Genomic DNA, 25,969 nt, shown 5'->3' on the forward strand with positions numbered 1-25,969 from the left:
TTCTTGGCTCCGTCGAGCATGGCGTTGTAGACCTCGGGAGTGGCGATCGGCATGGGGCGTCCTCTCGATCTGGTGGCGGCCGTCGTGGCATGTCGGCGCTCGTCACGGGCGATTATCGCGTACCCGAGGACGGGCTCCGCCAATGCCGGATCCACACGCCGATAGACTCCGGCGGGTGAACGGGGAGGGGAGTACGGCGAGCCAGCACGCTTTCGAGCCCCATGACCGCTACGGCGTCGATGGGCAGTTCCCGGGATCCGCCACCGGCCGGCATGCGCCGACCGAGGGTGAGCGCGCGGTCGAGCAGACACTGAGCAGGTTGCGCCGCATCGACGCGGGACCCGATCCCGTCGCCACGGTGCCGCCGCCCCCACCGGGCGCGCCGCCGCGCACCCTGGCCGATCTCTACAACGACCACCGGCTCCGGCTCGTCCGGCTCGCCGTGCTCCTGGTCGACGAGCCGACCACCGCCGAGGACGTGGTGCAGGAGGCCTTCACGGGTCTGCACCGCAACTGGGGTGGGCTGCGCGACGAGGCCGCCGCGGTGGCGTACCTGCGCACGGCCGTCGTCAACGGGTCGCGGTCGGTGCTGCGGCGCCGGCGCACGGCGCGCGACTACGTGCCCCCGCACAGCGTGAACGCCCGGTCGGCGGAGTCGCTGGCGATGCTGTCGGCCGAGCACCAGGCCGTCGTCGACGCGTTGGCAACGCTCCCGCCCCGGCAGCGTGAGGTGCTCGTGCTCCGGTATTACGGCGGGATGTCGGAAGCCGAGATCGCGGAGGCGACGGGCATCAGCCGCGGTACGGTCAAGTCGACGGCGAGCCGGGGGCTCGACACCGTCGCGAAGGTGATGGCGGCCCGCGCGTCGGGCCGATGAGATCCAGAACCCCGCGAACAGGGAGGACGGCACCGTGACGGCGATGGACGACCCGGGGCGGAAGCTGTCCGAAGCACTGCGTGCCCGCGCCGGCCAGACCAACGGGGACCCGTTCGCGGCCGCGCCGCAGCCGGCTCCGCTGCGCCTTCCGCCCGCGCCGCTCGCCCCGGCGCCCTCCCCGCAGGCCTCGGGCCGCTACGCCCCGGCCCAGCAGTCGATGCAGCTGCCGCCCGTACAGCAGTCGATGCAGCAGCAGGCCTACGCGGTGACGGCGCAGCCCGACCACGGCTCGTCGGGCATGTGGGCGCAGCAGGCGGTGAGCCCCACGGGGGCGAGCCGGGGCCGGCGCTCGGCTCCCCGCAGCCCGATGAACCAGATCGGCTGGGCCCTGACGGTCGCCCTGCTGGGTGGCGCGGTCCTCGGCTGCGCGCTCGCGCTGCTGTCCGTGCTCGTTCCGGGGTTGCTACCGCCGCTCGGGTGAGTCGCGGGGCCGGGTACCGTCGTGAACCGTGACGAACCTCCTCGGCAGCCTGCCGACGACCGCCACGCTCGCACTGGGCCCGGAGTGGCTCCAGCCCGACACGATCATCAGGTGGTTGGGTCCGTGGGCGCTGGTCGGGCTCGCGGTGATCGTGTTCGCCGAGTGCGGGCTGCTGCTGGGGTTCTTCCTCCCCGGTGACTCACTGCTGTTCACGGCGGGGCTGTTCGTCCACGTCGGGGCGATCCAGACACCGCTGTGGCTGACGTGCCTCATCCTCGTCGTCGCGGCGTTCGCAGGGAATGCGTGCGGGTACTGGATCGGCCGCGCGGCCGGCCCAGCGATCTTCGACAGACCGAAGTCGCGGCTGTTCAAACCCGAGCACGTCGAGAAGACCCAGGGCTTCTTCGACAAGTACGGCAACCGCGCCATCGTCATGGCACGTTTCGTACCGATCGTCCGCACGTTCATCACCGTCATGGCGGGAGTGGCGAAGATGGACCCGCGCCGGTACTTCACGTACTCGCTGATCGGTGGCGTGGCGTGGGCCGCGGGCGTGACGGTGCTGGGGTACTTCCTGGGAAGCTTCGACATCGTCAAGAACAACATCGAGGCGATGCTCATCCTGATCGTGCTGATCTCGGTCGTCCCGATCATCATCGAGGTCGTCCGGGCACGGCGCGCCCGCCCGGGCCCCGCCCACCGCGCCCGCCGCTGATCATCCCCGCCCATTGATCGTCTTTGCGACGACGGTGCCCGGCGACCATGCTGGAGACCAGTGACCACCACGACCGCCCTCACGACGACCCTGGCGTGGAGCCCGCTCGAATCCGCGGGACCGGCCACGGTCTGGGTCGTCGTGCTCACGTTCATCTTCCTGGAGTGCGCGTTCATCGTCGGGCTGTTCCTGCCGGGTGACTCGCTGCTCGTTGCGGCGGGCGTGGTCCTTGCCCAGCACGGGCACGAGCGCGGCGCCTGGATCCTCGCCGCCGTCGCCGCGGTGCTCGCGGTCGCGGGGAACCAGGTCGGATACCTCGTCGGCCGGTACACCGGCACCCGCATCCTCGCCCGCAAGGACGGGAAGATGCTCAACAAGGCCAACCTCGAACGGGCGGGGCGCTTCCTCGACCGCTGGGGGTTCTGGTCGATCGTCGTGGCCCGCTGGATCCCGTGGATCCGGACGCTGGCGCCGATGATCGCGGGCGCGGTCCGCATGGACAACCGCAAGTTCCTGCTGGCCAACAGCGTCGGCGCGATCGTCTGGGTGCCGACGCTGCTGATGCTCGGCTACTACGGCGCCGGCCTGCTCGACTCGGTGCCGTGGCTCAAGACCGTCGCGGTGGTCGTGTCGATCGCGTTCTTCGTCGTCGGCACCGGGCTCGGGGTGTGGCGTTACCGCCAGGAGATGCGCCGCCCGGTCGACGACACCGCGGAGCTGCCCGAGGACCGGGCCGCCGCCGAGGCTGAGACCCGCCCGGCCGCGGGTGAGGCCTGACCCGCACCGCTACGCGAGGGTCGCTGCCGCCTCCAGCAGCATCCAGCCCGACAGCTGCACCGACAGCGCTGCCTCCGGGGTGCCGGGGGTGGGGATGCGGGCGGGGCGTCGCCAGTCGTGGGCGAAGACAGGGCCGGTCGCGACCTCGGCGCGGTTGTCCCACACCGACTCCGCGCTGGCCAGCACCAGGCGGCGGGCGGTGTCGGCCAGCTCGGGGCGGCGACGGGCGGCGTCGGCCAGGTAGCGGGCGAGGATGCCGTTGAACAGGCCGCCGTCGCCGCCGTCGTCGTAGCCGGGGACGACACCGTCGGGGCCCGCCATGTGCGTCGCGACGGCGTCGAGGACGGCGGCGGCGCGCTCGGCCCAGCGCGGGTCGCCGTCACGGTCGGCGAGCTCGACGCAGGCGCCCAGGTAGACGCCCTGGCAGTAGGTGTAGGTCGTCGCGGCGATCTCGCGGACGGTGCCGTCGGGGGCGAGCCGGATTCCGTCGCGGACCAGCCCGCTGTCGGGGTCGACGAGCGCGTCGGCCATCCAGTCGACGATCGACGCGGCGAGCGGGAGCCGCCCGCTGCGGGCGAGCAGGATCGCGGCGGGGCCGTTGGCGGGGGCGTTCTTGAAGTCGTCGGCGCGCCGCCACCAGATGCCGCCGCCGCCGTCGGGGGTCCAGCCGGCGCGGAGCCGGTCGGTGACGGCGGCGACCGCCTTCGGGCCGGAGTGCCGTGCGAGGGGGCCCGCTCGTTCGACGGCGAGGCCGAACCAGGCGATGTCGTCGTAGTAGTCGTTGGTCCAGCGGCCCAGGTTCATCAGCCGGACGCCGCGGGCGGTCCCGGCGATCACGGCGGCCCGGCGCCGGTCGGGGTCACGCAGCTCGGCGTCGACGAGGCAGTCGAGCAGGTGCGCCTGCCACCAGTAGTGCCACGGCCACGGCCGGTCCAACCGGGGCCGTGGCCAGCGGATCCGGCCGATCCGCGTCCCCGGTGCCACCCCGACGACACGGCGCAGGTGCCGCGCCCGCACCGCTGCCTCGGCCTCGGCCGCCCGCGACGCCCACACGGAGTCGCTCATGTGCTGCCCGCCGGGACCTGCAGGGGTGCGTGGGACGTCTCCTCGCGCACGAACACGTAGGTGGCGACGAGATCGCCCGACACGTCGGCTCGGCGGGTCTCGCCACCCGCGAGGGAGGCCGTGCGCAGGGCGAACACCGTCGAGAAGGAGTGCAGCTCCCAGCCCTCGCGGACGACGGAGTCGAGCACGTCGGACACGTCGGCCGCGTAGTGGACGACGCCGTCGTCGGCGCGGGCGACGGGCACCGCCGTCACGGTGTCCAGCGGCAGCGAGAACTGGTACATCTCCAGCTCGTCGTCGTAGGCGGCGCGGGCGCGGCCGACGGGGGAGGCGTCGAACTCCTCGGCGGCACGCTTGCGCTGCGCCTCCTCCTCGGCGAGGAGCTGCCGGTTCCACTCCTCGGCCGACCGGGCCTCGCGTTCCTCACTCCTCCAGAACGGCACGTCGCCACGATAGGCCGGGCCGTGCGCGACGGGCCGCAGGCGCGCGCCCGGCCGGCCGGTCAGGCGTCGGTGAGTGGCGGGTTCATCGGGTAGGCGCCGACGCCGTCCGCGGCCACGGGCAGCGCCGACCCGCTGACGACCTTCTCGACCGTGAACCGGACCCGACGCCCGGTGTGGCCGTCGTCGCCCTCCCCGTCGGTCCACAGCAGCTCGGCCGTGCCGGACAGGTGCACCGTCGCCCCGGTCTCGAAGTCGATGAACACCATCGCGGCGGTCGGGTCGACCTGCAGGTTGCCGAAGCTGTTGAACATGTTGTTGCCCTGGTAGTCGGGCCACCACAGGTGTGTCTCGTCCTCGACGCGCACGAACCCGCGCGAGCCGCCGCGGTGGGACGCGTCGTTGCCGCGCCCGGGGTGCGCGGTGCCCAGGAAGAAGGTGTCCGACCGGCGGATGAGGTCGATGTCGGCGGCATCGAGGACGCTGTCGCGCCGGACCGTGGCGCCGTCGCCGGCCGCCGGCCCGCGGGGTTCGAGCGCACGCTGCTGGATGTACTGGGGGCAGTTGCCGTAGGCCTGGTCGACCTCGAGGGTGAGCCCGGCCGCGTCGGCGGCGGTCACCTCGCCGTTGATGCGCAGACGGCGACGCTTCACCAGGTCGATCGACAGCATCCCGAACGGCTGGCCTGCGGCGAGCTCACCCAGCGGCCCGTCGGCGGCGGGGACGCTGTGGACCTGCATCGTCGTGAGTCCGCTGACCTCGATGAACCCGGCGGGGCCGGTCAGCGCCGTCACCCACAGCCGGTCGTCGGCGTCGCGCGCGGAGAACGCGACGAACGTCTGCCCGGCGAGGAACCGCTGGACCCCGGCGTTGAGCACGGCGGGGGCCAGCATCCCCACCAGCCGGTCGGCCTCCGCGCGCAGACCGGCCCGCTCCTGGACGGCGATCTCGCCCTCGTGGAATCCGGTGTGTCCCGCGTGCAGCATGGTGGCCACGGTCCCTCCCCAGTTCATCTAATGCTTACGGAGAGTGTAAGCGTTAGATGTGGCGATCGCCTTCCCGCCGTCGCGTACGTCTCATCGCGGCTCCGTCCACGCCGCCCACAATCCGTGATAGCGGCCGCCGGCCGCGAGCAGCTCCTCGTGCGTCCCTCGCTCCACCACGTGGCCCGCCTCCAGCACGACCACCAGGTCGGCCCCCGCGGCCTGCGTCAGCCGGTGCGCGACCAGCAGCCCCGTCCGCCCCGCCAGCGCCCTCTCCGCCGCCGCCTCCAACAACCGCGCCCCCGCACTCCCCGCATCCGCGGTGGCCTCGTCGAGCACCGCCACCAGCGGGTCCGCCAGCACCAGCCGGGCCAGCGCCAGGTGCTGGGCCTGCACGATCGTCAACGTGTGCCCGCCGCTGCCGACCTCCGTCGCGAGCCCGTCGGGCAACGCGTCCACCCAGCCGGTGGCGCCCACCGCGTCGAGCGCGGTCCGCAGGTCGGCCTCGGACGCATCGGCCCGGGCCAGCCGCAGGTCGTCGGCCAGCGGGCCCGCGAAGACGTGCACCTCCTGCGTCACCAGCGCGACCGCGGTCCGCAGCCGCTCCGGGTCGTGCGCGTCCAGCGGCACCCCGCCGATCTCGATCGCGCCCCGCACGGGCCGGTGCACCCCCGCGACGAGCGTCGCCAACGTCGTCTTCCCCGCACCGCTCGCCCCCACCAGCGCGACCCGCGTCCCCGGCTCCACGTCGAGGTCGACGTCGGCGAGGACGTCGTGGCCGTCGACGTAGGCGTGGCCGAGGCCCTTCACCCGCACCGACCCGTCCGACGCCGTGCGCGGCTCCGCCACCGCAGGCGCCGGCGGCAGGTCCACCACGCCGACGATGCGCCCCAGGCTCGCCGCCGCCGACTGCGCCGTGTCGAGCAGGAACAGCACGGCGTTGATCGGCCCGAACAGGTTGATGAAGTACAGGGCCGCCGCGCTCGCCGTCCCGATCGACGACGTCTCCGACCTGACCAGCAGGAACCCCACCGTCAGGACACCCGCGACCCCGATGAACTCCGCGACGTTGAGCCGGCCGAAGAACGACGTCTGCAGCTGGACGACGCGCCGCTCCGTCGTCACCACGTCCTCGGTGCGGGACCGGACCCGGCGTGCGTGGTCGTCGGCCAGCCCGAGCGCGCGGACCGTCCGCACCCCGCCGACGGTGTCGAGCAGCTGCTGCTGCTGCGCGCCCGCGTACCGGCGCTGCACCGCGTACAGCGGCGACGACCGCCGCAGGTACCAGCGGGCCGTCAGCACCTGGACGGGCACGGCCAGCAGCGCGGCGACCATGAACCGCCAGTCGAGGACGGCCAGCCCGACGAGCGTCAGCGCGATCGTCAGGGCGGCCCGAGCGAACTCCGGGACCGCCTCCCGGACGGCCTCGCCGACCAGCGCCACGTCCTCGCTCGCCCGCGACGTCAGGTCCCCGGCGCCCGCGGACTCGATGCGCTGCAACGGAAGCCCGAGTGCCCGCTGGACGAACCGCTCCCGCAGGTCGGCCAGCATGTTCTCGCCGACGCGGGCCACCAGCGCCACCCCGAGCACCGCCAGCAGACCCTGCACGAGCGCGACGGCCACCAGCACCAGCACCGGCGTCGTCACCGCATCGGGGCCTCGGCCGTCGACGACCAGGTCGACGATCCGCCCGAGCAACGGGGCCGTCACCAAGCTCACCGCGGCCCCCGCGACGAGCGCGGCCAGCGCCGCGAGCGCACGGAGCCGGAACGGCTGTACGAGCGCGGCCAGCGCCGCGCGGACCTCCGTCCCCGAGGCGACCGGCAACAGGGTGCGGCCGCGGTCCTCGCTCATCCCAGCACCAGCTCCCGGTAGCGGGCGTCGTCGCGCAGCAGGTCGGAGTGGGTGCCGTCGGCGCGCACCCGGCCCGACTCGACGAGCACCACCCGGTCGGCGACGGCCAGCAGCGCCGGGCTCGCCGTGACGACGACCGTCGTGCGACCGCGCCGGGCCGCGCGCAACCCGTCGGCGATCCGGGCCTCCGTGACGGCGTCGACGGCCGTCGTGGGGTCGTGCAGGACGAGGACGGCCGGGTCGGCGGCCACCGCGCGGGCCAGCGCGACGCGTTGGCGCTGCCCACCCGACAACGACGTGCCGCGGTCGCCGACCTCCGTCTCGGAACCCGTGGGGAGCCCGGCGACGACCTCGTCGGCCTGCGCGGCCCGCATCGCCGGCCCGGGGTCGGTCCCCGCGGGCGCGGCGGCCAGCACGTTCTCGCGCACGGACCCGGTGAACAGCAGGGCGTCGTGACCGGCCACCAGCACCGCCCGGCGCGCCGCGGCGGGCGACCGCGCGGTGAGCCCGACGCCGTCCACCTCGACCGTGCCGTGCTCCGGGTCGGTCTCTCGCCCCAGACAGTCCAGGAGCACGACCGCCTCGTCGGCGGTCGCGACGACGCCTACGAAACCGCCGGCCGCAACGTCGAGATCGAGGCCGTCGCGCAGCGCGCCGTGGCGAAGGCCCCGCACCCGCAACGCGCCCCCGGCGGGCTCGACCTCGCCGTCGCCACCGACCGCGGGAGGCTCCGCGAGCACGGCCGCGATCCGGGCCGCCGACGCCCGGGCCTGCGCCAGCCTGCCGTTGACCCAGCCGAACACCTCGAGCGGCCCGATCAGGAACTGCGCCAGTCCCACCGCCGACACCAGCTCGCCGACGCTCAGCGCACCCCCCGCCGCCAGCCGGCCGCCCACCAGCGCGACGAGCGCGAGGAACAGGCCGTTCATGGCGAGGACCGTGCCCGAGTACCAGGCCTGGGCGCCGGTGGCGCGCAACGTCGCCCCCAGCGCGAGGCGGCTCGTCAGCCGGTAGCGGTCGAGGGCGGCGCGTTCGGCCCCGATGCCCTTGAGGACCCGGACCCCGGTCACCAGGTCCGCGGCCACCCCCGCGGCGCGCGCCGCCCGCTCCTGCTCCGGCCCGCTGCGCCGCTCCAGCGGCTTGCCCAGCAGGTGCACGAGGAACAGCAGCGGCGGCGTTCCCAACAGGATCAGCAGGCCGAGCGGCACCGAGATGCGCAGCAGCGCGACCGCCGCCACCACCAGCGCCGCCACCGCCGCGAGCGCCGCCGGAAGCGCGAACCCCAGCGCGGCGACCCGTTGCGCGTCGGACACCGCGATCCCCGCCAGCGCCCCCGGGAGCCGGCCCGCTTCCGCGCCGCCACGCGGGTCGAGGACCCGGTCGGCGATCCGCAGCCGCAGCCGCTGGTCGGTGCGCACCGACGTCATCGCCGCGACCCGCGCGCCGTAGCGGTAGGACAGCGACAGCACCGCGAAGTCCACGGCCAGCACCGCCAGCCAGAACACCAGGTCGCCGATGCCGCCGCCGTCGACCGCGCGGTCGATCACCACACCCACCAGGACCGGCACCATCGCCTCGCCCGCCTGGTGGCCGACGAGCAGCACCCCGGCCCCGGACAGGCCTCGACGGGCCTCGCGGACGGTGTCGCGCAGCACTCGCGCACCCGTCACCCCCACCACGGGGCCGAGGCTACGGGACGAACCGGACTCCCTCGATCACCAGGCCGAGCCCAGGTCGGCGTGTGCGGACACCCAGGCGTGCATGACGATCCCGGCCGCCACCCCGGCGTTGATGGAGCGCGTCGACCCGAACTGCGCGATCGAGACCAGCGTCGACGCAGCCTCCCGCGCCACGTCGGTCAGCCCGGGCCCCTCCTGCCCGAACAGCAGCACGCACTCCCGCGGCAACGTCGTCTCCTCCAGCCGCACCGCGCCCGTCGTGTTGTCGACGGCCACGATCGGCAGCCCGCGCTCACCCGCCCAGGTGCGCAGCGCGGCGGCGTCCCCGTGGTGGTGCAGGGTCTGGTATCGGTCGGTGACCATGGCGCCGCGGCGGTTCCAGCGGCGCCGTCCGACGATGTGCACACCCGCTGCCGCGAACGCGTTGGCCGTGCGCACGACCGTGCCGATGTTGTGGTCGTGGCCGAAGTTCTCGATGGCGACGTGGAAGGGGTGCGCGCGCGAGGCCAGGTCGGCGACGACGGCCTCCCGACGCCAGTACCGGTACCTGTCGACGACGTTGCGCCGGTCGCCGGCCGCCAGCAGCTCGGGGTCGTAGCAGGGGTCGTCCGGCAGCGGGCCCGCCCACGGCCCGACCCCCACCTGCCCGGGCACGGCCCACTCGGTCGCCCCTGCGTCATCGAGCTCCGTCACGCGCCCATGGTCGCTCACGAGGTGGACGTCACCCCTCCGGGTCGGCGGCCGCCCTGCTCGGGATGCACCGCGCGAGTGCACCCGGCACTCACAGGCCGTCGGGCCTCGGGTTCGCGGCGGCGGTCGTCGGGGAGTCCTCGTGCCGGTGCACCACCGGCAGCGCGAGCTGCACCCCGGTGTGGCCGACGTGCGCGCCGACCGCGGCGGCGTGGTACTCCTCCAGCCTCGCGAGGAACTGCCCGTCGCCGTAGATGCGGCCGTCGACCGACGGGCCGACCGTGCCGTTCATGACCGCCTCGACGTCCTCCCCGGAGAGCGTCTTGTGCGTCTCCAGCGCGTGGGCCACCGCGAGCACCGCGGACCTGTTGTCCTGCAGGATCTGTTCGGCCCGGTCGAGCAGGCGGCCGAGGTGGTCCTCGATGCGGTCGGCGAGTGCCCGCCGCAGGACGGCCTCGGTGGGCTCGTTCTTGCCGGGCGCGCCCTTGCCACCGCCAGGGCTGCCGACCTCCAGTCGGCGCGCCGTCGAGTAGGACGACACCGTCGATCCCATGCCCCAGAAGCCCTCCATGAAGGAGGCGAGGGTCGTCGCCGACTCCAGGTCGCCGGACACACCCGACGAGCTGTCGCCGTCGAAGAACATCCGTTCCCCGGCCAGCGAGGCGAGGGAGACGAGGATGTCGGCCTCGTACTCCGAGCGCCAGCGGGTGAACTGGTCCTCCGGCGGGATGCTGGCGACCATGCCGAGGTAGTCGGAGCCCTTCTCGATCGTCGCGAGGTCGATCTCCATGTGCTCGCGCACCCGGAAGGCGACGACGGCGTGGCAGCCCTCGTGCACGGCGACGGCGTGCCGTTCGCGCTCGATGTACTCGACGTCCTCGGGCGGGCCGAGGTCCTTGAGCTGCTTGGCGCGCAACACGTCGCGCCAGGTGATGACCTCGCGGCCGTCGCGGATCGCAGTGATCAGGGCTTCGTTGACGAGGTCCTTGATCGTCGCGCCGGTGGCGTACGGGGTGATGGTGGCGAGCTTGTCGAGGTGCTCGTCGTCGAGCTCGTGCGGGACCTTGTCGAAGTAGCCCTGGTAGGTGCGGATGCGCCCGGCCTTGCTCGGGTAGCCGACCTTGTAGATGCGGTCGATGCGGCCCGGCCGCAGCAGCGCCTCGTCGAGTGCCTCGGGCATGTTCGTGGCCATCATGACGAGGATCCGGTACTTCGGCGGCGGCTTGGGCCGCATGCCGAGCACCCGCCGTCCCCACCGGTTGAGCAGGCCGCGCGGCTTCTTCAGGCCGGAGAGCTCGGTGAGCAGCGCCTGCAGCGTGCCCATGCCGCCACCGCCGCCACCGTTCATGCCCCCACCCATGACGAACCGGCTGCGCCGCTCGGGTTCCGGCGCCGGCATCGAGCGCATCGCCTCGCGGGTGAGCAGCGAGCGGGTGTCGTCGGACAGGTACGAGAAGCCGTGGCAGCCGGTGGCCTGGAACGGTGACGGCGCCATGCCGCGCGGCCCGCCGCCGGGCCCGACCTGGGCGAGCGAGCCGCGGTTGCCCAGCGCGTCGGCCTCGTCGAAGAAGACGATGACGCCGCCGTAGCGCAGGGACAGCTTGCGCAGCTTCCGGAACAGCGACTTGACCTTGAGGATGCCGACGCCCATGAACATGTTGATGAACGCGCCGGGGTCGACGAAGACGTAGGGCCTGCCGGTCTCGCCGGCGACGGCCTCGGCCATCAGCGTCTTTCCGGTGCCGGGCGGTCCCCAGAGCAGGATGCCGCCGGGCACGTAGCCGCCCTTGGCCTCGATCTCCTCGGGCCGCTCCAGGTACATGATGTTCTCGCGGATGCGGTCGAGGACGTGGTCCTGGCCCCAGACGTCGGTGAACCGGGTCTTGATGTCGTCGGGGTAGTAGGTGTCGACTCCGCCGCGTGACAGCAGCCAGAACAGCCCGATGAACTGGAACGCGATGAAGAAGAAGGCGAACAGCAGCTGCAGGATCAGCGGCAGCGCCTGCCACACCAGCGCGGGCAGCTGGAACACCGCGAGGATCGGCGACGTCTCCAGGATCGCGGCGGCGATGAACGCGAACAGCACCAGGAACGCGACGACCTTGATCAGGCGGCTGAGGCGGAACCGGGTCCAGTCGGAGAACCGCTTCCTCACGGCCCGGTCGAAGCCACCGAACACCTTCTCGGTCCAGAACCGGTGGTAGCCGGCGGAGCGCTCGGCGACGACGTAGTGCACCTGACGCAGCAGCTCCAGGCCGGCCAGCCAGATCAGCCACTGCGACTGGTGGAGCTGGATGCGCAGCGAGTCCGCGAAGGAGATCAGCGGGTTGTCCGCCATCGCGGCCCAGACGATGACGAAGAACGCCACGGCGAACAGCAGGAGCAGCCGGATGCGGTTCCACAGCGGCAGCGGCTTGCGGGTGGCGGGCCGTTCCGGCGCCGGGGCGTGGTGGGTCTCCTCCGCGCCGGGTCCGGGTTTCGTCAGGTCGGGGGCCGTCATGGGCTGTCCTCCCGCACGGTGAACGAGTTGACGACGCCCTCGATCTCCGACTGCCGCTTCTGGAAACAGTCGAGGGAGCAGCGGGCGATCGCCACGTAGACCTTGCTGGCGTCGTCGTTGATGTAGCCGATCTGGTCGAACACCTGCGGCGGCCCGCCGTCGACGCGGTAGCCGAAGACGGTGTGCACGCCGCGGACCCCGTGGCCGGGAGTGAGCACCTCGTCGAGGAGGAGCTGGAAGTCGCTGAGCCGCGACGCGGAGCCGCCGAGCATCGATCCCTGGCGGGCGGAGTCGGAGACGGGGAACCGGAAGTCGCGGACAAGGTCGAGGCTGATCTGGCCGCGGGTCTTCGCGGGGACCCCGTCGACGCTCACCAGGACGACGGGTGAGGCGACGTCGGCGTCGAACATGTGCTGCAGCGCCGGGCTCTCGCCGGCGTCGTAGCCGACGATCCAGGTGCCGTCGGCGCTGCTCTTCGCGGGCGGGCTGCCGAGGGCCTGGGTGAACTGTCCCGGATCGATCTGACGCCACGTGTTGGGCACTTTCAGATACGTCTTGTCGGCGCTGTTGGTGACGTATTGCGCGCTGGGTCCGCCGCAGCCGGCCAGGAGGGCGGCCACGATCGTGGCCAGGCAGAAGAACGGTAAAACGGACCTTCTGGGTGTTCTACGCAATCCTCTTCGCAGGCGCGGGAAAATCATCGAGCTCCCCCCGACGTGACCCTCTCGTGACCGAATCCGAGTATTCGGCACGAAAGTGACGGTTACCTGCGCCGAACAGGTTGCACGATTGTTTCGGCCACGCGCGCAGGACCGTCCGTCACCCGATCGGCGGGCCCGGCGGAGGGGCCGCCGGGCCCGCCCACGCCCGTCCGGGCTAGAGGCGCCCGGTCAGAGGCCGAGGTCGGCGAGACCCAGCAGCGCCCGGTAGGGCAGCCCCTCGGCCTCGATCGCCTCCTTGGCGCCGGTGTCGCGGTCGACGACCGTCGCGACGCCCACGATCTCCGCCCCGGTCTCGCGGACCGCGCGCACCGCCGTGAGCACCGAGCCACCCGTGGTCGACGTGTCCTCCACCACGAGCACGCGGCGTCCCGCGATGTCCGGGCCCTCGACGAGCCGCTGCATGCCGTGCTCCTTCGTCGCCTTGCGGACGACGAACGCGTCGAGGGCGACTCCGTCGGCCGCGGCGGAGTGCAGCATCGCATCGGCGACCGGGTCGGCACCGAGGGTCAGGCCACCGACGGCCTGGTAGTCCCAGTCGGCGGTGAGCACCCGCAACAGCCTGCCGACCAGCGGCGCGGCCTCGTGCTGCAGCGTGACCCGGCGCAGGTCGACGTAGTAGTCGGCCTCGGCACCCGACGCGAGCGTGACCTTGCCGTGCACCACGCCCAGCTCGCGGACGAGCGCGGCGAGGCGGACGCGGTCGGAGTCGGAGTCACTCAATGGATGTGCCTTTCTCGAAGGAGCTCAACGACGCCGCGACATGCGCGCGGTGAGGCGGCGGACCACCCCGCGCGGCAGCACGTCCGCGACGCCGACGATCGTCTTGTACTGGCGGCTGGGCACCGACACCACCCGGCCACGGGCGAGGTCGGCCAGGCAGTCGTCGACGACGCGCTCGGCGTCGAGCCACAGCGGTCCGCTGCGGTCGCCCACGTTCATGCCCGCCCGCTCGTGGAACTCGGTGCGCACGAACCCGGGGCAGAGCACCATCGCCCGCACCCCCGTCCCCGCCGACGAGGCGGCGACCGCCTCGGTGAACGAGGTGACCCACGCCTTGTCGGCGCTGTAGATCGAACCCTGGCCCGGAACCAGCCCCAGCACGCTGGAGACGTTGACGACCGCGCCCCGGCCCCGGCCCACCATGCCGGGCAGGACCGCCCGGGTCAGGTGCATGACGGCGGTGACGTTGACGTCGTGCTGGTGCTGCAGGTCCTCGGGACTGGTGTCGACGAACCGCTCCCGGTGCGACATCCCCGCGTTGTTGACCAGCAGGTCGACGGGCGAGCGGTCGGGATCGGCCAGCCGGGCGGCGACGCGGGTGCGGGCACCTGCGTCGGCCAGGTCGGCGGCCAGCACCTCGACCGTCGAGCCACGGCCGCGCAGCCGGTGCGCCGTCGCCTCCAGCCGCTCCTCGTCACGGGCGACGAGGACGAGGTCGTATCCGTCGGAGGCCAGGCGCGCGGCGAACGCGGCGCCGATGCCCGCGGTCGCTCCGGTGATCAGGGCGGTCGGCACGCGACGACCCTAACCAGCGGACCGGTGACCGGTCCCTGCCCGGGTCAGCTCTTGCCGGAGTCGGGCTTGCTCAGGCGGTGGCGGGCCGCACCCTGGCCCTCCTCGAGGGCGTGGGCGACCTCGGCCATGTCGGCGAGCAGGTCCTGCAGGCGTTCGGTGGTGGCGTCGACGGGCGCGGCGGCGAGGACCCAGGCGTCCTCTGCCCACAGCAGCTCGATGTCGTCGCCGACCGCGTTGCCTGCTTCGGCGAGCTCCGGGGTGAGCAGCGGCTTGACGGCCTCGGCGTCGGAGACGAAGGCGTAGCGCTCGCCGACGGGGGCGAGCAGGTCGAGGCCGGCGTCGTCGGGCAGGGGTGCCGACGGCAGCCGCAGCTCGACCGCGGCGGGCAGCTGCGACTGCACCTGCACCGCGGCGAGGACGGAGCTGATCCGGCCGTGCTGCTCGTGGTCGAACACATAGGCCTGACGCGGTCCCTGGTGCGTGGGGACGTTGCCGCTCACCATGTTCCGGGCGATGCCGGGGCCGCCCTGGTGGATGGTCCCGTAGCGCCAGCGGCTGGGCAGGACGGGATCGCTCTCGACGAACTCCCACTCCCGCAGTGCCGCCCAGCGCCTGCGGTCCCGGGTACCCCCGTCGCCGCGGGTGCGGTCGGCGATCAGGAGGCCGATCCCGGCCAGGAGCGCGACCACGGCGATGACGAACCAGACCGACGCGTTGCCCACGGCGCGGAGACTAGCCGCGCAGGCCGCCGACGTCGGCGTAACGCGCCGTCACTCGCCCGTTCGGCGTGCCGGAACCATCCGGTCAGCCCGCCATCTCCTTCTTCTCCTGCTCCGCCTGCACCGACTCGTCGAAGTCGGTGAGTGTCGAGCCGACCTTCTTCGAGCCCAGCTTCTTCTCGGCCGCGACGACCGGCTGGGGCAGGCCCGACGGGTTCGCACCCATCCACCTGCCGAAGTCGGGCCGCAGCTGCCACGCCACGGCCTTGACCGTCGTCGCCTTCTGCGCGAGCTCACCGAGCCGCTGGATCAGGTCGGTGAGGCGCTGGGAGGCGAGACCGAGCGTGTCGAGGAGCTTCTCGATCAGGTGGGCGAACCTGCGCGCCAAGGTGATCGCTTTCGCGACGACCATGGCGACGAACGCCACCAGCGACGTCCCGACCGTGACCACCGACGCCGCCGCGGCGGCCAGGAGCGGGCCGATCAGCCCGCCGACGAAGTCGGCGATGGCGTCACGGATGATCGAGCGGACGGTCGCCTGGCTCGCCGCGGTGTCCATCGTCTCGTTCGCGAGCCGGGCCGCCTCGACGCCGGCGGCGGCGATCGCGGACGTCCACTCGCGGGCGCGGGCGCGGTACGCATCGGCGGCGGCGCCCTCCCAGCCGGAGACGCCGTCGAGTGCCGCCGCGCCGTCACCGGCGACGACCTTCAGGTGCTTCGAGACGTTCGCCCAGGTCTTGGCGTGGGCCTTGATCGCGTCGGGGTCGCCCGCGAGGGCGTCGAGCGGCTCGCGCAGGAACGAGATGTGCTCGATCGCCCAGCCCACACCGGCCGAGGTCAGGCTGCCGAACGGGTCGGTGAGTACGCCGAGCGCGTCGATGCCGGCGATGACGCCCTTCACCGCGATCGACGTGGCGTCGCCGCTGCCGACCTCCTCGATCGCTTGGGCGCCGCTCTCCACGAAACCCGCACCGGCGTACCAGTCGGTGTCGTCGTCCGGCGTCGCGACGAGAGGCTCGGCCGTCCCACGATCGGCGATCTCGGTGGCCGTCACCGCGGACCACCGAACCCTGCGGCGATCCGTGCCTCGACGTCGCGGTAGCGGGCGACGGTGTCGCGCAACGCCTGCCCGTGCCGCTCGCCGGCCGCGCCCAGGTCGTCGAGCGTCGTCGTGAGGGTCGTCGACGCCGTGATCACGTGGTCGGTGAAGAAGAAGGACATGGCCTTGCCGACGAGGCCGAACGCGTCCGGCCCCACCGTGGTGCCCGCCTTCGCCGCGGTCCGTACCCGGCCCGCCCGCCCCTCGACGTCACCGGCGTGCGCGTCGACCGCGTCCGCGTCGACCGCGAACCCTGCGGCGCTCACTGCGCCGGCCCCGTCAGCGAGGCGCGGAGCACGTCCATCGTCGCCGAGTCGCCTCCGAACAGACGCTCGGCCGCCTCGACCGCCTTCGCGGCGGCCTCGCGGCGGGCCGCGGCGGCGGCGCCGAGGAGCTGCTCCGCGAGCCGCTCGCTGGTGATCGACGACGCGACGGGCGAGAACACGACGTCGAGCAGTGCGCCTGAGGGCTCGACGGTGACCGTGACGGCGCCGTCGCGGCTGCGGGCGGTGCCGGTCACGGCGGCCATCTCGGTGCTCGCCTGCTCGGCACGGGCGGCGACGTCGTCGAGGCGGGCGAGGTACCCGTCGAGCCAGTCGCGGGGGGCGGCGCGGTCCTGTGTGCTCATGGCCGCGGACGCTAGGACGCGGAACCCGGGCGCCGTGGCCGAACGCGGGAGATCGGTTCCGGTCGTGAACCCTCGCGAGTGGCGGTGGTCGCCGTGGCGAGCATCGCCACTCGCGAGGGGCGTCGGTCAGACGGTCACCGGGGACGAGGTCCGGCCGACCACCAGGCCGCCGGTGCCGCCCGACGCCGACGGGTCGAGGTCGACCCGCACGGTGTCGCCCTCGCGGACGGTCCCCGAGAGCAGCTCCTTGGCCAGCTGGTCGCCGATCGACGACTGCACCAGCCGCCGCAGCGGCCGTGCGCCGTAGACCGGGTCGAACCCGTTCATCGCCAGCCACTCGCGCGCCGCGTCGGCGACGTCGAGGGTGAGCCGGCGCTTCGCCAGCCGCCTGCCCAGCACCCCGAGCTGGATGTCGACGATGTGCCCCAGCTCCGCTGTCGACAGCGCGTGGAAGACCACCACGTCGTCGAGCCGGTTGAGGAACTCCGGCTTGAAGTGGCGCTGCACCACCGCCATGACCGCGTCGCGACGACCGGCGTCGTCGAGCGCCGGGTCGGTGATCGCCTGCGAGCCGAGGTTCGACGTCAGCACGAGGATGGTGTTGCGGAAGTCGACCGTGCGGCCCTGGCCATCGGTGAGCCGGCCGTCGTCGAGCACCTGCAGCAACGTGTCGAAGACGTCCGGGTGCGCCTTCTCGACCTCGTCGAGCAGCACCACCGTGTAGGGACGGCGCCGCACGGCCTCGGTGAGCTGTCCGCCCTGGTCGTATCCGACGTAGCCGGGAGGGGCGCCGACGAGGCGGGCCACCGAGTGCTTCTCGGAGTACTCGCTCATGTCGATGCGCACCATCGCGCGTTCGTCGTCGAACAGGAACTCCGCCAGCGCCTTGGCCAGCTCGGTCTTGCCGACACCGGTCGGGCCGAGGAACAGGAACGACCCGGTGGGGCGGTTCTCGTCGGCGATCCCGGCGCGGGCGCGACGCACGGCGTCGGACACCGCACGGACCGCCTCGGCCTGGCCGACGACGCGCCCGCCCAGCTCGTCCTCCATGCGCAGCAGCTTGGCGGTCTCGCCCTCGAGCATCCGGCCGGCGGGGATGCCGGTCCAGGCGCTGACGACGTCGGCGACGTCGTCCGGGCCGACCTCCTCCTTGAGCATGACCTCCTCGGTCTGCTCGACGGCCTCGGTCTTCTCGGCGAGGTCCTTCTCCAGGGCCGGGATGAGCCCGTAGCGCAGCTCGGCGGCCCGGCCCAGGTCACCGTCGCGCTCGGCCCGCTCGGACTCGCCGCGCAGCTGCTCGAGCTGTGCCGCGAGCTCGCGGGTGGCCTCGATGGCGCCCTTCTCGTTCTGCCACCGCGCGGTCAGCGCACTCAGCGACTCGCGCTTCTCGGCCAGCTCCTCGCGGAGAGCGGCGAGGCGGTCCTTGGACGCGGCGTCGGACTCCTGGGTCAGCGCCATCTCCTCGATCTCCAGCCGGCGCACGGCGCGCTCGACGGTGTCGATCTCGACGGGCCGGGAGTCGATCTCCATGCGCAGCCGGGACGCGGCCTCGTCGACGAGGTCGATCGCCTTGTCCGGCAGGAAGCGCGCGGTGATGTAACGGTCGGACAGGCTTGCGGCGGCGACGAGGGCGGCGTCGGTGATCCGGACGCCGTGGTGCACCTCGTAGCGCTCCTTGAGCCCGCGCAGGATGCCGACGGTGTCCTCCACCGACGGCTCGCCCACCAGCACCTGCTGGAACCGCCGCTCCAGGGCGGGGTCCTTCTCGATGTGCTGGCGGTACTCGTCGAGCGTGGTGGCGCCGACCATCCGCAGCTCGCCGCGGGCGAGCATCGGCTTGATCATGTTGCCCGCGTCCATCGCGCCCTCACCGGTCGCGCCGGCGCCGACGATGGTGTGCAGCTCGTCGATGAAGGTGACGACCTCGCCCGCGGAGTCGGTGATCTCCTTGAGGACGGCCTTGAGCCGCTCCTCGAACTCACCGCGGTACTTGGCGCCGGCGACCATGGAGCCCAGGTCGAGGGACACGACGCGCTTGCCGCGCAACGACTCCGGCACGTCACCCGCCACGATCCGCTGGGCGAGGCCCTCGACGATCGCGGTCTTGCCGACGCCGGGCTCGCCGATCAGCACGGGGTTGTTCTTGGTGCGCCGCGACAGGACCTGCACGACGCGGCGGATCTCGGTGTCGCGGCCGATGACCGGGTCGAGCTTGCCGTCGCGGGCCTGCGCGGTGAGGTCCTGGCCGTACTTCTCCAGTGCCTGGTAGGTGCCCTCCGGGTCGGCGCTGGTGACCCGCGACGAGCCGCGGACCTTGGCGAAGGCCTCGCGCAGCGCGTCGGGGGTGGCGCCGTGCCGGGCGAGCAGCGCCGACACCGGTCCGCCCTTGTCGGCCAGTCCGACGAGCAGGTGCTCGGTGGAGACGAACTCGTCGCCCATCTCCGTGGCGAGCTGCTGGGCGGCGGTGATGGCCGCGAGCCCGTCGCGCGAGAGCTGGGGCGCGCTGACCGTCGAGCCCGCCGCGGACGGCAGCCGCTGGCCGAGCTGGGTGAGCTCGGCGCGCACCGCGGCGGCATCGGCGCCGACGGCCTCGAGCAGCGGCGCCGCGATCCCGTCACCCTGGGCCAGTAGGGCGCCGAGCAGATGTGTGGGTCCGACGTCGGGGTTGCCGGCGAGGGTCGCCGCCTGGGCGGCGGCCGAGATCGCCTGCTGGGTCCTGGTGGTGGGATTGAAGGCGTCCACCCGTGTTCCTCCTGGGTACTTCCGTGTCGCGTGGACAGCACGGCCGGTTGCCAGTGTGCCCTGTCATCAGACCCAACGTCAGGAAACTTGAGTCTGTTCCGCTCAACTGCGCCGAATTCGATGAAGGGGATACTGGTCCTCGATGACCGACGACTCGCTGCTCACGAGCCTGCTGGCCGCCGTCGCCGCCGCACCCGACGACGTGCCGCTGCGGCTGCACGTCGCAGAGCTGCTGGCCGCGGCCGACCGACCCGCCGACGCACTGGCGCACTGCAGCCACGTGCTCGCCGCCGAACCCGGCAACCCCACCGCGCTGGCGCTGCTGCAACGACTCACGGGCGCGCTGACCGGCGGAGCCGCCCCCCACCCGCGCACCGCGAACGAGCCGCCCACCGGACCACTACCGGCGGCCGGGTTCGACTGGGCCAAGGCGGAACAGCAGGTCGCCGACGTCCGCGAGCCCGCCTTCGCCGAGGACGCCGGGTCATCGCCCACCGAGGACGTCCGGACGGCCGAGCGGCCGATGATCCGACTGTCCGACGTCGGCGGAATGGACGAGGTCAAACAACGCCTGGAGCTCGCCTTCCTCGGGCCCGTCCGCAACCCGGACATGGCGAGGCGGTTCGGCGCGACCGCCCGCGGCGGCCTGCTGCTCTACGGCCCGCCAGGCTGCGGCAAGACGTTCATCGCCCGCGCCGTCGCCGGTGAGCTGGGCGCCAGGTTCGTCGAGATCGGCATCGCCGACGTCCTCGACATGTGGGTCGGGAGCAGCGAACGCAACCTCGCCGAGATCTTCCGGACCGCCCGCCGCAACGCCCCCTGCGTGCTGTTCCTGGACGAGGTCGACGCGCTGGGCCGGAAGCGGTCGCACCTCACGCACTCGGGCAGCCTGCGCAACACCGTCAACCAGCTGCTCTCGGAGATGGACTCCGCGACCGGCGCCAACGACGGCGTGTTCGTCCTCGGCGCCACCAACCACCCGTGGGACCTCGACAGTGCGCTGCGCCGCCCCGGCCGCTTCGACCGGATGCTGCTCGTGCTGCCGCCCGACGGGCCCGCCCGCGCCGCGATCCTGCGCCAGCACCTCAAGGACCGGCCCGTCGCGGAGCTCGACGTCGCGAAGCTGGTGAAGGCGACCGAGCACTACTCCGGCGCCGATCTCGCGCACGTCTGCGACACCGCGGCGGAGCGGGCGCTGGCCGCGTCCATGCGGTCGGGCACCGTGCGGGCGCTGACGACGCGCGACCTGCTCGCCGCCGCCCGCGAGGTCACGCCGAGCACCGGCCCGTGGTTCGCGGCGGCACGCAACGTGGCCCTGTTCGGCAACACCGACGGCAGCTACGACGACCTCGCCGCCTACCTCAAGCGCCACCGCAACCTGTGAACCGCACGCCGTGAGGCCGCGCCCGTGAGCCGCGACCGGTGACCGCGCCGGGGCCCGACACAGACGGGCTCGCCGACGCCCGCGTGCGGACGGCGCAACTGCGGCGGATCAGACGCCTCGACGACGCCGAACGGGTCGCCCGCCAGGCCCTCGCCTCGTGGCCCGACGACGCCGGCCTGCTGTGCGAGCTGGCCGCCGTGCTGCTGGCCGCGGAACGCTGGGCCGAGGCGCTGCCGGTCGCCGACACCGCGGTCGCCGCCGACCCCCCTGGGGAGCGCGGGCACCGGCTGCGCGGACTGCTGCTGTCGATGACCGACCGGCACCAGGAGGCCCTCGCGGCAGCCTGGGTCGCCGTGACGCTCGCCCCCGAGGAACCCTGCACCGGCATCGCCTACACCCGCGTGCTGCAGCGGGCGGGCCGAGTGCGCGACGCCGCGCAGGCCGCCCACCGCGTCGTCACGCTGGCGCCGTCGTCGGCCGACGCGCACTACCTGCTCGCGGACGTCGCCGGCGACCTCGGCGACCTCCCGACCGCACGCCGCGCCTACGAGGAGACGTTGCGCCTGGCGCCGGAGCACGCCGCCGCCCGCCACGACCTCGCGGTCCTCGACGCCAACGCCCGCAGGCCCGGCCGGGCGCTGCGCGGGCTCATCGACGCCGGCCGGCTCGCCCCGGCCATGACGCAGGTCCGGTCGACGGTCGTCGCTGTGCTGTGGCAGCTGTCGGGGCGCACCCGGCTCTGGTTCGTCCTCGCGACGATCGCCGTCCTCATGACCGCGGACAACCCGTCGGCGGCGCGGATCGTCGGTGGCGTCGTGCTGGCGCTCACCGGGCTGCTGGGCTGGTGGACGCTGCGCGGCCTGCCACGGGGGTCGTGGCCGGTCCTGGCGGCGACGCTGCGCACGGACCGGCCCCTCACCGTCGTCCACGCGGTGCTTGCGGTGTGCCTGCTGGTGCTCGTCGCCGTCGTCGTCACCGGGGTGGGCGCGCTCGCGATCCTGGTGTGGTTCGCACTGATCGTGCTCGGGCTGCTGACGATCGTCGTCCGCCTGGCGCGCCGCAGACGACGCACCAGGCGCTGACCTGCGCGTCAGTGCTTGCGCAGGGCTCGCGCGACCCCTCCCGTGAGGTGCGTCGTGCTCGGGAACCGGGCCCGGACCTGCGCAGTGACCGAGTGCGGCACCCTCGGGACGCTCTCCGGAGTGCCCTTCGCCCGGAAGTAGTCTCCGCCCTTGCGGGCCGGGTCGTCGGTGCCCCACTCGCGCCGCTGCGACACCTTCTCCATCCGTGGGATGTGTTTGCGGCAGTGGATGTAGGCCTCCTCGACGTCGACGACGACCCAGCGCTCCGCGCGGCGGCCGCGGCCGTGGTCGACGCCGATCCCGGCGTACAGGTCGCGGAAGTCGGTGTCGGCAACGATCCGCGCCCTGCCGTTGACGTGCAGCCCGATCAGGTCGTCGACGAAGTCGACCATCAGCAACCCGACGTGGGCGTTCTCGCTGATGTTCCCGAGGCTGGCGTGCACACCGTTCCCGCGGTACTCGGGATAGGCGAGCGTGTACTCGTCCAGGACGACGACGAAACCGGGCGGCCCCGCACGAAGTGACGAGTCGCACTCGCCGTGCGCATCGGAGGTGGAGACGAACAGCATCTCCATCCGGGCGACGAACTCGATCATGCGAGGGAGCAGCCGATCGCGCATCTGGTCGGCGTAGAACCGGTCGGCCCGTTCGCGGGTGCCGTGCTCCTCCTGCAGCGCGTGCTCTCCCTCCGATCCGGGCCGCAGCGGCTGCGGTGGTTCGGGATCAGCCCAGGTCGGGGCGGGGACAGGAGCGACGTCGGGAATGATGACGGGAACGGTGACGGACGGGCCGGACGACCTTCGGAGAGCAGATCGTCGGCGGCCGGTAGCACCTGGAACACGGAGAGCCACGCCTATACGGTGCCACTTCGTGCTCGGGTGGTCACGCACTGCTCCGTCGGGCGCTACGATGACCCACCGGCGCGGTCCGCGCTACCCTGTGTGATCACCGTCCCCGAACGGATGAACGATGTCTTGCGAAGATCGACGCGCGCCTAGAGTCGGAGGCCCGCACGCCGTCGCTCGGCGCGGCACGTTCAGCCCCTGCACGACCGAGGAGAGTGTCGGCCCCCGATGACCGCCGATCAGCTGCTCAGTACCGATCGCCCAGCGGCCCCTGCGCGCGTCACCCCGTTGCCCGACGCGGCCGACACGGTCGCGACCATCAGCCGGAGCTGGAACCTCATCGAGGACCGTTCGGACGAGCTGGGCCGCCACTTCTACGCGACGCTGTTCCACAACGCGCCCGAGACCCGCGACCTGTTCCCGGTGAACATGGAGGTCCAGCGCAGCCGGCTGCTCCGCGCGCTGGTCCATGTCGTGCAGATGGTCGACCAGCTCGACGAGCTCGTCCCGTTCCTCCAGCAGCTGGGTCGCGACCACCGCAAGTTCGGGGTCCTCACCGAGCACTACGACGCCGTCGGTGACGCATTGATGTCGGCCGTCGCCACCTACTCGGGCGACAGCTGGACCCCCGACGTCGAGAAGGCCTGGAACGACGCCTACGCCATCGCGGGCACGGCCATGAGTGAGGCCGCCGCCGCCGAACGTGGCCGCGCCTCCTGGATCGGTCGCCTCGTCGGCCACAAGCGCATCGGCTGGGACCTCGCGGTCATCACCGTGCAGACCGAGGAACCCATCCCGTACCAGCCCGGGCAGTACGTCAGCGTCGAGACGCCGCAGCGTCCGCGGCTGTGGCGCTACCTCTCACCCGCCAACGCACCGCGCCCCGACGGGACCATCGAGTTCCACGTCCGGGCCGTCACCAACGGCTGGGTCAGCCGCGCCATCGTCGCGCACTCGCGTGTCGGCGACACCTGGCGCATCGGCCCCCCGATGGGCCGCATGAGCCTGCAGCAGCACGAGGGCCGCGAGCTGCTGATGGTCGCGGGCGGCACCGGCATGGCGCCCATGAAGGCCGTCCTCGACGACCTCACCCGCCGCCCCGAGCCGCCCCGCACCCAGGTCTTCGTCGGCGGCCGCACATGGGACGACCTCTACGACCTCGACGCGCTGCGCCGCATGTCCTACGCCCACCCGTGGCTCGACGTCGTGCCTGTCCTCGAGCGCGACGACGACGCCGCCGGCGCCGAGCGCGGGACGCTGGCCGACGCCGTCACCCGCTACGGCGCCTGGTCCGACCACGACGTCCTGGTCTGCGGCTCACCCGCGATGATCCGGGCGACGGTCTCGCGGATGCTGGTGGCGGGAACGCCGCTCGACCGCATCCGGTACGACCCGTTCACGATGGACTGACCGCAGACGACGGAACGCCGGGTCCGACGTGGTCGGGTCCCGGCGTTCACACGAGGGCCGCCGGCCCTCCGTTCACACGGAGGCGTCAGCGCTCGTTGCGCGGCTTCGGCCGCCACACCACCAGTGCCTGGCGGCGGTCCACCGGTACGAGGTCGCGACGGTACGACTGGTGCACCACCGCGGCAGCGTGCTCGGCCGCCGCGTGCGCGGCCGACAGCTCCGCGGTCAGCTGCTCGACGCGGGCGTTCAGCTCGTCGACGAGCTGCTCCAGCTCGATGATCCGCTTCACCCCGGCGAGGTTCACCCCGTCGACCTGCGACAGCCGCTGCACCTCGCGCAGCAGCGCGATGTCGCGCGCCGAGTAGCGGCGCCCACCGCCGGCCGACCGGCCGGGGCTCACGAGCCCCAGCCGGTCGTAGCTGCGCAGGGTCTGCGCGTGCATCCCCGCCAGCTCGGCGGCGATGGAGATGACGAACACCGGGCTGTCGGCGCCCGCACCGGGGGGCAGCACGGCGTCCACGACCGGTTCGTCGCCGTCCGACGTGATCACCCTCGTCACCTCCCGTCGAGCAGGCCGGCCCGCGGATCGAAGTCCTTCGTCGACTCCGCGTAGGCCTGCAGTGCCTCCGTGGCGGCGGCGTCGAGCGTCGACGGGACCGCCACCTCGACGGTGACCAGCAGGTCACCGGTCTTGCCGTTCTTGCGCCGCACCCCACGGTCACGCACCCGGAAGGTCCGGCCGGTGGCCGTGCCCGCCGGAATCTTCAGCGAGACCGTCCCGTCGAGCGTCGGCACCGTCAGCGTGGCACCGAGGGTCAGCTCCTGGAAAGTGACAGGCACCTTCAGGGTGAGGTCGTCGGCGTTCTTCGCCGAGCGGCCGAACACCTTGTCGGCCGACACGTGCACCTTGACGAACAGGTCGCCCGCCGGTGCGCCGCCCCGGCCCGGCTCGCCCTGACCGGCCAGCCGCACCTTCTGCCCGTCGTCGACGCCCGCGGGGATGCGGACCGTCAACGTCCGCGTCCGGGTGCTCACGCCGTTGCCGTTGCATTCGGGGCACGGGTCGTCGACGATCCGGCCGGTCCCGCGGCAGTCGGTGCAGGGCTCCGAGAACCCGAAGGCGCCCTGGTTGCGGGTGACCAGGCCCAGGCCTTCGCACGTCGGGCAGGTGTGCGGCGTCGTGCCCGGCCGGGCACCCGATCCACCACACGTCTCGCACCGTCCCGGTGCGCTCAGCCGCAACGCCACCTCGGCGCCACGGACCGCGTCGTCGAACGAGATGCGCACCTCGGTCTCGACGTCGGCACCCCGCTGGGCACCCGCCCGGGTGCCCCGCGTCGCACCGCCGCGACCACCTCCGCCGAACAGTCCGCCGAAGAGATCGCCGAGACCGCCCGCGCCCCCGGCCCCGCCGCGGGCGAACATGTCCTCGAAGGACTGCCCACCCGCGCCGGTGCCGAAGCCGCCGGGGAAACCTCCGCCCGCGCCGGCCCCGAAGCCACCGCCGCCACCCGCGAAGAGCGCGCGGGTCTCGTCGTACTCCTTGCGCTTCTTGTCGTCGGACAGGACGCCGTAGGCCTCGGACACGGACTTGAACCGTGCCTCCGCCTTCGGGTCACCGGGGTTGGCGTCGGGGTGCAGCTCACGGGCGAGCTTGCGGTACGCCTTCTTGATCTCGTCCGCGGACGCGCCGGAGGCGACGCCCAGCTCGCGGTAGAAGTCCTTCTCGATCCAGTCCCGCTGGGTCATTCCGCCTCCTCTC

25 protein-coding genes are annotated in these 25,969 nt (G+C 73.0%); 7 read left to right on the plus strand and 18 right to left on the minus strand.

Annotated features, from left to right (window positions below; all coding sequences use genetic code 11):
• Positions 1-310 precede the first annotated feature (310 nt).
• The 4 genes from TOK_RS19875 to TOK_RS19890 are packed head-to-tail and all read left to right on the plus strand — an operon-like array spanning position 311 to position 2,850.
• Positions 311-877: a SigE family RNA polymerase sigma factor gene (locus tag TOK_RS19875; protein ID WP_253258520.1), complete on the plus strand. Its 567-nt coding sequence runs from the start codon at positions 311-313 to the stop codon at positions 875-877.
• Between the two features lie 43 nt (positions 878-920).
• A complete protein-coding gene (locus tag TOK_RS19880; protein WP_098959510.1) occupies positions 921-1,358 on the plus strand; it encodes a hypothetical protein in 438 nt (145 codons plus the stop codon).
• A 28-nt stretch (positions 1,359-1,386) separates the two neighbouring features.
• On the plus strand, positions 1,387-2,073 hold the full coding sequence (locus TOK_RS19885) for a DedA family protein (RefSeq protein ID WP_098959511.1): 687 nt from the start codon (positions 1,387-1,389) through the stop codon (positions 2,071-2,073).
• Positions 2,074-2,133: 60 nt separating this feature from the next.
• Complete coding sequence (locus TOK_RS19890) at positions 2,134-2,850, plus strand: DedA family protein (RefSeq protein ID WP_098959512.1); 717 nt, start codon at positions 2,134-2,136, stop codon at positions 2,848-2,850.
• Positions 2,851-2,859: 9 nt separating this feature from the next.
• On the opposite strand, the gene TOK_RS19895 is transcribed toward TOK_RS19890, so the two are convergent.
• The 15 genes from TOK_RS19895 to clpB form a co-directional block, all read right to left on the minus strand.
• Complete coding sequence (locus TOK_RS19895) at positions 2,860-3,915, minus strand: glycoside hydrolase family 76 protein (protein ID WP_098959513.1); 1,056 nt, start codon at positions 3,913-3,915, stop codon at positions 2,860-2,862.
• Positions 3,912-4,358, minus strand: coding sequence for a hypothetical protein (locus tag TOK_RS19900; protein WP_098959514.1), 447 nt, complete (start codon positions 4,356-4,358; stop codon positions 3,912-3,914). The genes TOK_RS19895 and TOK_RS19900 overlap by 4 nt, the downstream gene beginning before the upstream one ends.
• Before the next feature lie 59 nt (positions 4,359-4,417).
• Entirely contained in the window at positions 4,418-5,341 is a 924-nt protein-coding gene (locus TOK_RS19905; RefSeq protein WP_098959614.1) for a pyridoxamine 5'-phosphate oxidase family protein, read from the minus strand.
• 90 nt (positions 5,342-5,431) lie between these two features.
• On the minus strand, positions 5,432-7,192 hold the full coding sequence (locus TOK_RS19910; RefSeq protein ID WP_098959515.1) for an ABC transporter ATP-binding protein: 1,761 nt from the start codon (positions 7,190-7,192) through the stop codon (positions 5,432-5,434).
• Positions 7,189-8,868, minus strand: coding sequence for an ABC transporter ATP-binding protein (locus tag TOK_RS19915; RefSeq protein WP_216362033.1), 1,680 nt, complete (start codon positions 8,866-8,868; stop codon positions 7,189-7,191). The genes TOK_RS19910 and TOK_RS19915 overlap by 4 nt, the downstream gene beginning before the upstream one ends.
• A 39-nt stretch (positions 8,869-8,907) precedes the next feature.
• Positions 8,908-9,564 (minus strand): RNA methyltransferase, encoded by a 657-nt coding sequence (locus TOK_RS19920; protein WP_253258511.1) that lies wholly within the window; start codon positions 9,562-9,564, stop codon positions 8,908-8,910.
• 88 nt (positions 9,565-9,652) lie between these two features.
• Positions 9,653-12,061, minus strand: coding sequence for an AAA family ATPase (locus TOK_RS19925; RefSeq protein WP_098959517.1), 2,409 nt, complete (start codon positions 12,059-12,061; stop codon positions 9,653-9,655).
• Entirely contained in the window at positions 12,058-12,681 is a 624-nt protein-coding gene (locus TOK_RS19930) for a hypothetical protein (protein WP_098959518.1), read from the minus strand. The genes TOK_RS19925 and TOK_RS19930 overlap by 4 nt, the downstream gene beginning before the upstream one ends.
• Before the next feature lie 270 nt (positions 12,682-12,951).
• On the minus strand, positions 12,952-13,503 hold the full coding sequence (gene pyrE / locus TOK_RS19935; RefSeq protein ID WP_098959519.1) for an orotate phosphoribosyltransferase: 552 nt from the start codon (positions 13,501-13,503) through the stop codon (positions 12,952-12,954).
• A 24-nt stretch (positions 13,504-13,527) separates the two neighbouring features.
• Positions 13,528-14,298: an SDR family oxidoreductase gene (locus TOK_RS19940; protein WP_098959520.1), complete on the minus strand. Its 771-nt coding sequence runs from the start codon at positions 14,296-14,298 to the stop codon at positions 13,528-13,530.
• A gap of 44 nt (positions 14,299-14,342) precedes the next feature.
• Positions 14,343-15,020 (minus strand): hypothetical protein, encoded by a 678-nt coding sequence (locus TOK_RS19945; protein ID WP_098959521.1) that lies wholly within the window; start codon positions 15,018-15,020, stop codon positions 14,343-14,345.
• An 82-nt stretch (positions 15,021-15,102) separates the two neighbouring features.
• Entirely contained in the window at positions 15,103-16,071 is a 969-nt protein-coding gene (locus TOK_RS19950; RefSeq protein ID WP_098959522.1) for a hypothetical protein, read from the minus strand.
• Positions 16,068-16,382, minus strand: coding sequence for a hypothetical protein (locus TOK_RS19955; protein ID WP_098959523.1), 315 nt, complete (start codon positions 16,380-16,382; stop codon positions 16,068-16,070). Before TOK_RS19955 ends, TOK_RS19950 begins: the two co-directional genes overlap by 4 nt.
• Entirely contained in the window at positions 16,379-16,744 is a 366-nt protein-coding gene (locus TOK_RS19960; RefSeq protein ID WP_098959524.1) for a YbaB/EbfC family nucleoid-associated protein, read from the minus strand. Before TOK_RS19960 ends, TOK_RS19955 begins: the two co-directional genes overlap by 4 nt.
• A 126-nt stretch (positions 16,745-16,870) precedes the next feature.
• The gene (gene clpB / locus TOK_RS19965) at positions 16,871-19,486 is read right to left on the minus strand and encodes an ATP-dependent chaperone ClpB (protein WP_098959525.1); all 2,616 of its coding nucleotides are present in this window, start codon (positions 19,484-19,486) and stop codon (positions 16,871-16,873) included.
• 142 nt (positions 19,487-19,628) lie between these two features.
• Here clpB and TOK_RS19970 point away from each other — a divergent pair, with 142 nt between their 5' ends.
• On the plus strand, positions 19,629-20,870 hold the full coding sequence (locus TOK_RS19970) for a 26S protease regulatory subunit (RefSeq protein ID WP_098959526.1): 1,242 nt from the start codon (positions 19,629-19,631) through the stop codon (positions 20,868-20,870).
• Positions 20,871-20,908: 38 nt separating this feature from the next.
• Entirely contained in the window at positions 20,909-21,952 is a 1,044-nt protein-coding gene (locus tag TOK_RS19975) for a tetratricopeptide repeat protein (protein WP_098959527.1), read from the plus strand.
• An 8-nt stretch (positions 21,953-21,960) separates the two neighbouring features.
• Here TOK_RS19975 and TOK_RS19980 read toward each other — a convergent pair whose 3' ends face one another.
• The gene (locus TOK_RS19980; RefSeq protein WP_306305154.1) at positions 21,961-22,548 is read right to left on the minus strand and encodes a pyridoxamine 5'-phosphate oxidase family protein; all 588 of its coding nucleotides are present in this window, start codon (positions 22,546-22,548) and stop codon (positions 21,961-21,963) included.
• Positions 22,549-23,025: 477 nt separating this feature from the next.
• Here TOK_RS19980 and TOK_RS19985 point away from each other — a divergent pair, with 477 nt between their 5' ends.
• Complete coding sequence (locus TOK_RS19985) at positions 23,026-24,207, plus strand: globin domain-containing protein (RefSeq protein ID WP_098959529.1); 1,182 nt, start codon at positions 23,026-23,028, stop codon at positions 24,205-24,207.
• Positions 24,208-24,292: 85 nt separating this feature from the next.
• On the opposite strand, the gene TOK_RS19990 is transcribed toward TOK_RS19985, so the two are convergent.
• Positions 24,293-24,757, minus strand: coding sequence for a heat shock protein transcriptional repressor HspR (locus TOK_RS19990; RefSeq protein ID WP_098959616.1), 465 nt, complete (start codon positions 24,755-24,757; stop codon positions 24,293-24,295).
• 5 nt (positions 24,758-24,762) lie between these two features.
• On the minus strand, positions 24,763-25,956 hold the full coding sequence (dnaJ, locus tag TOK_RS19995) for a molecular chaperone DnaJ (protein WP_098959530.1): 1,194 nt from the start codon (positions 25,954-25,956) through the stop codon (positions 24,763-24,765).
• Positions 25,957-25,969 lie beyond the last annotated feature (13 nt).

Source organism: Pseudonocardia sp. N23 (assembly GCF_002583555.1).
In the GTDB taxonomy this organism is placed as follows: domain Bacteria; phylum Actinomycetota; class Actinomycetes; order Mycobacteriales; family Pseudonocardiaceae; genus Pseudonocardia.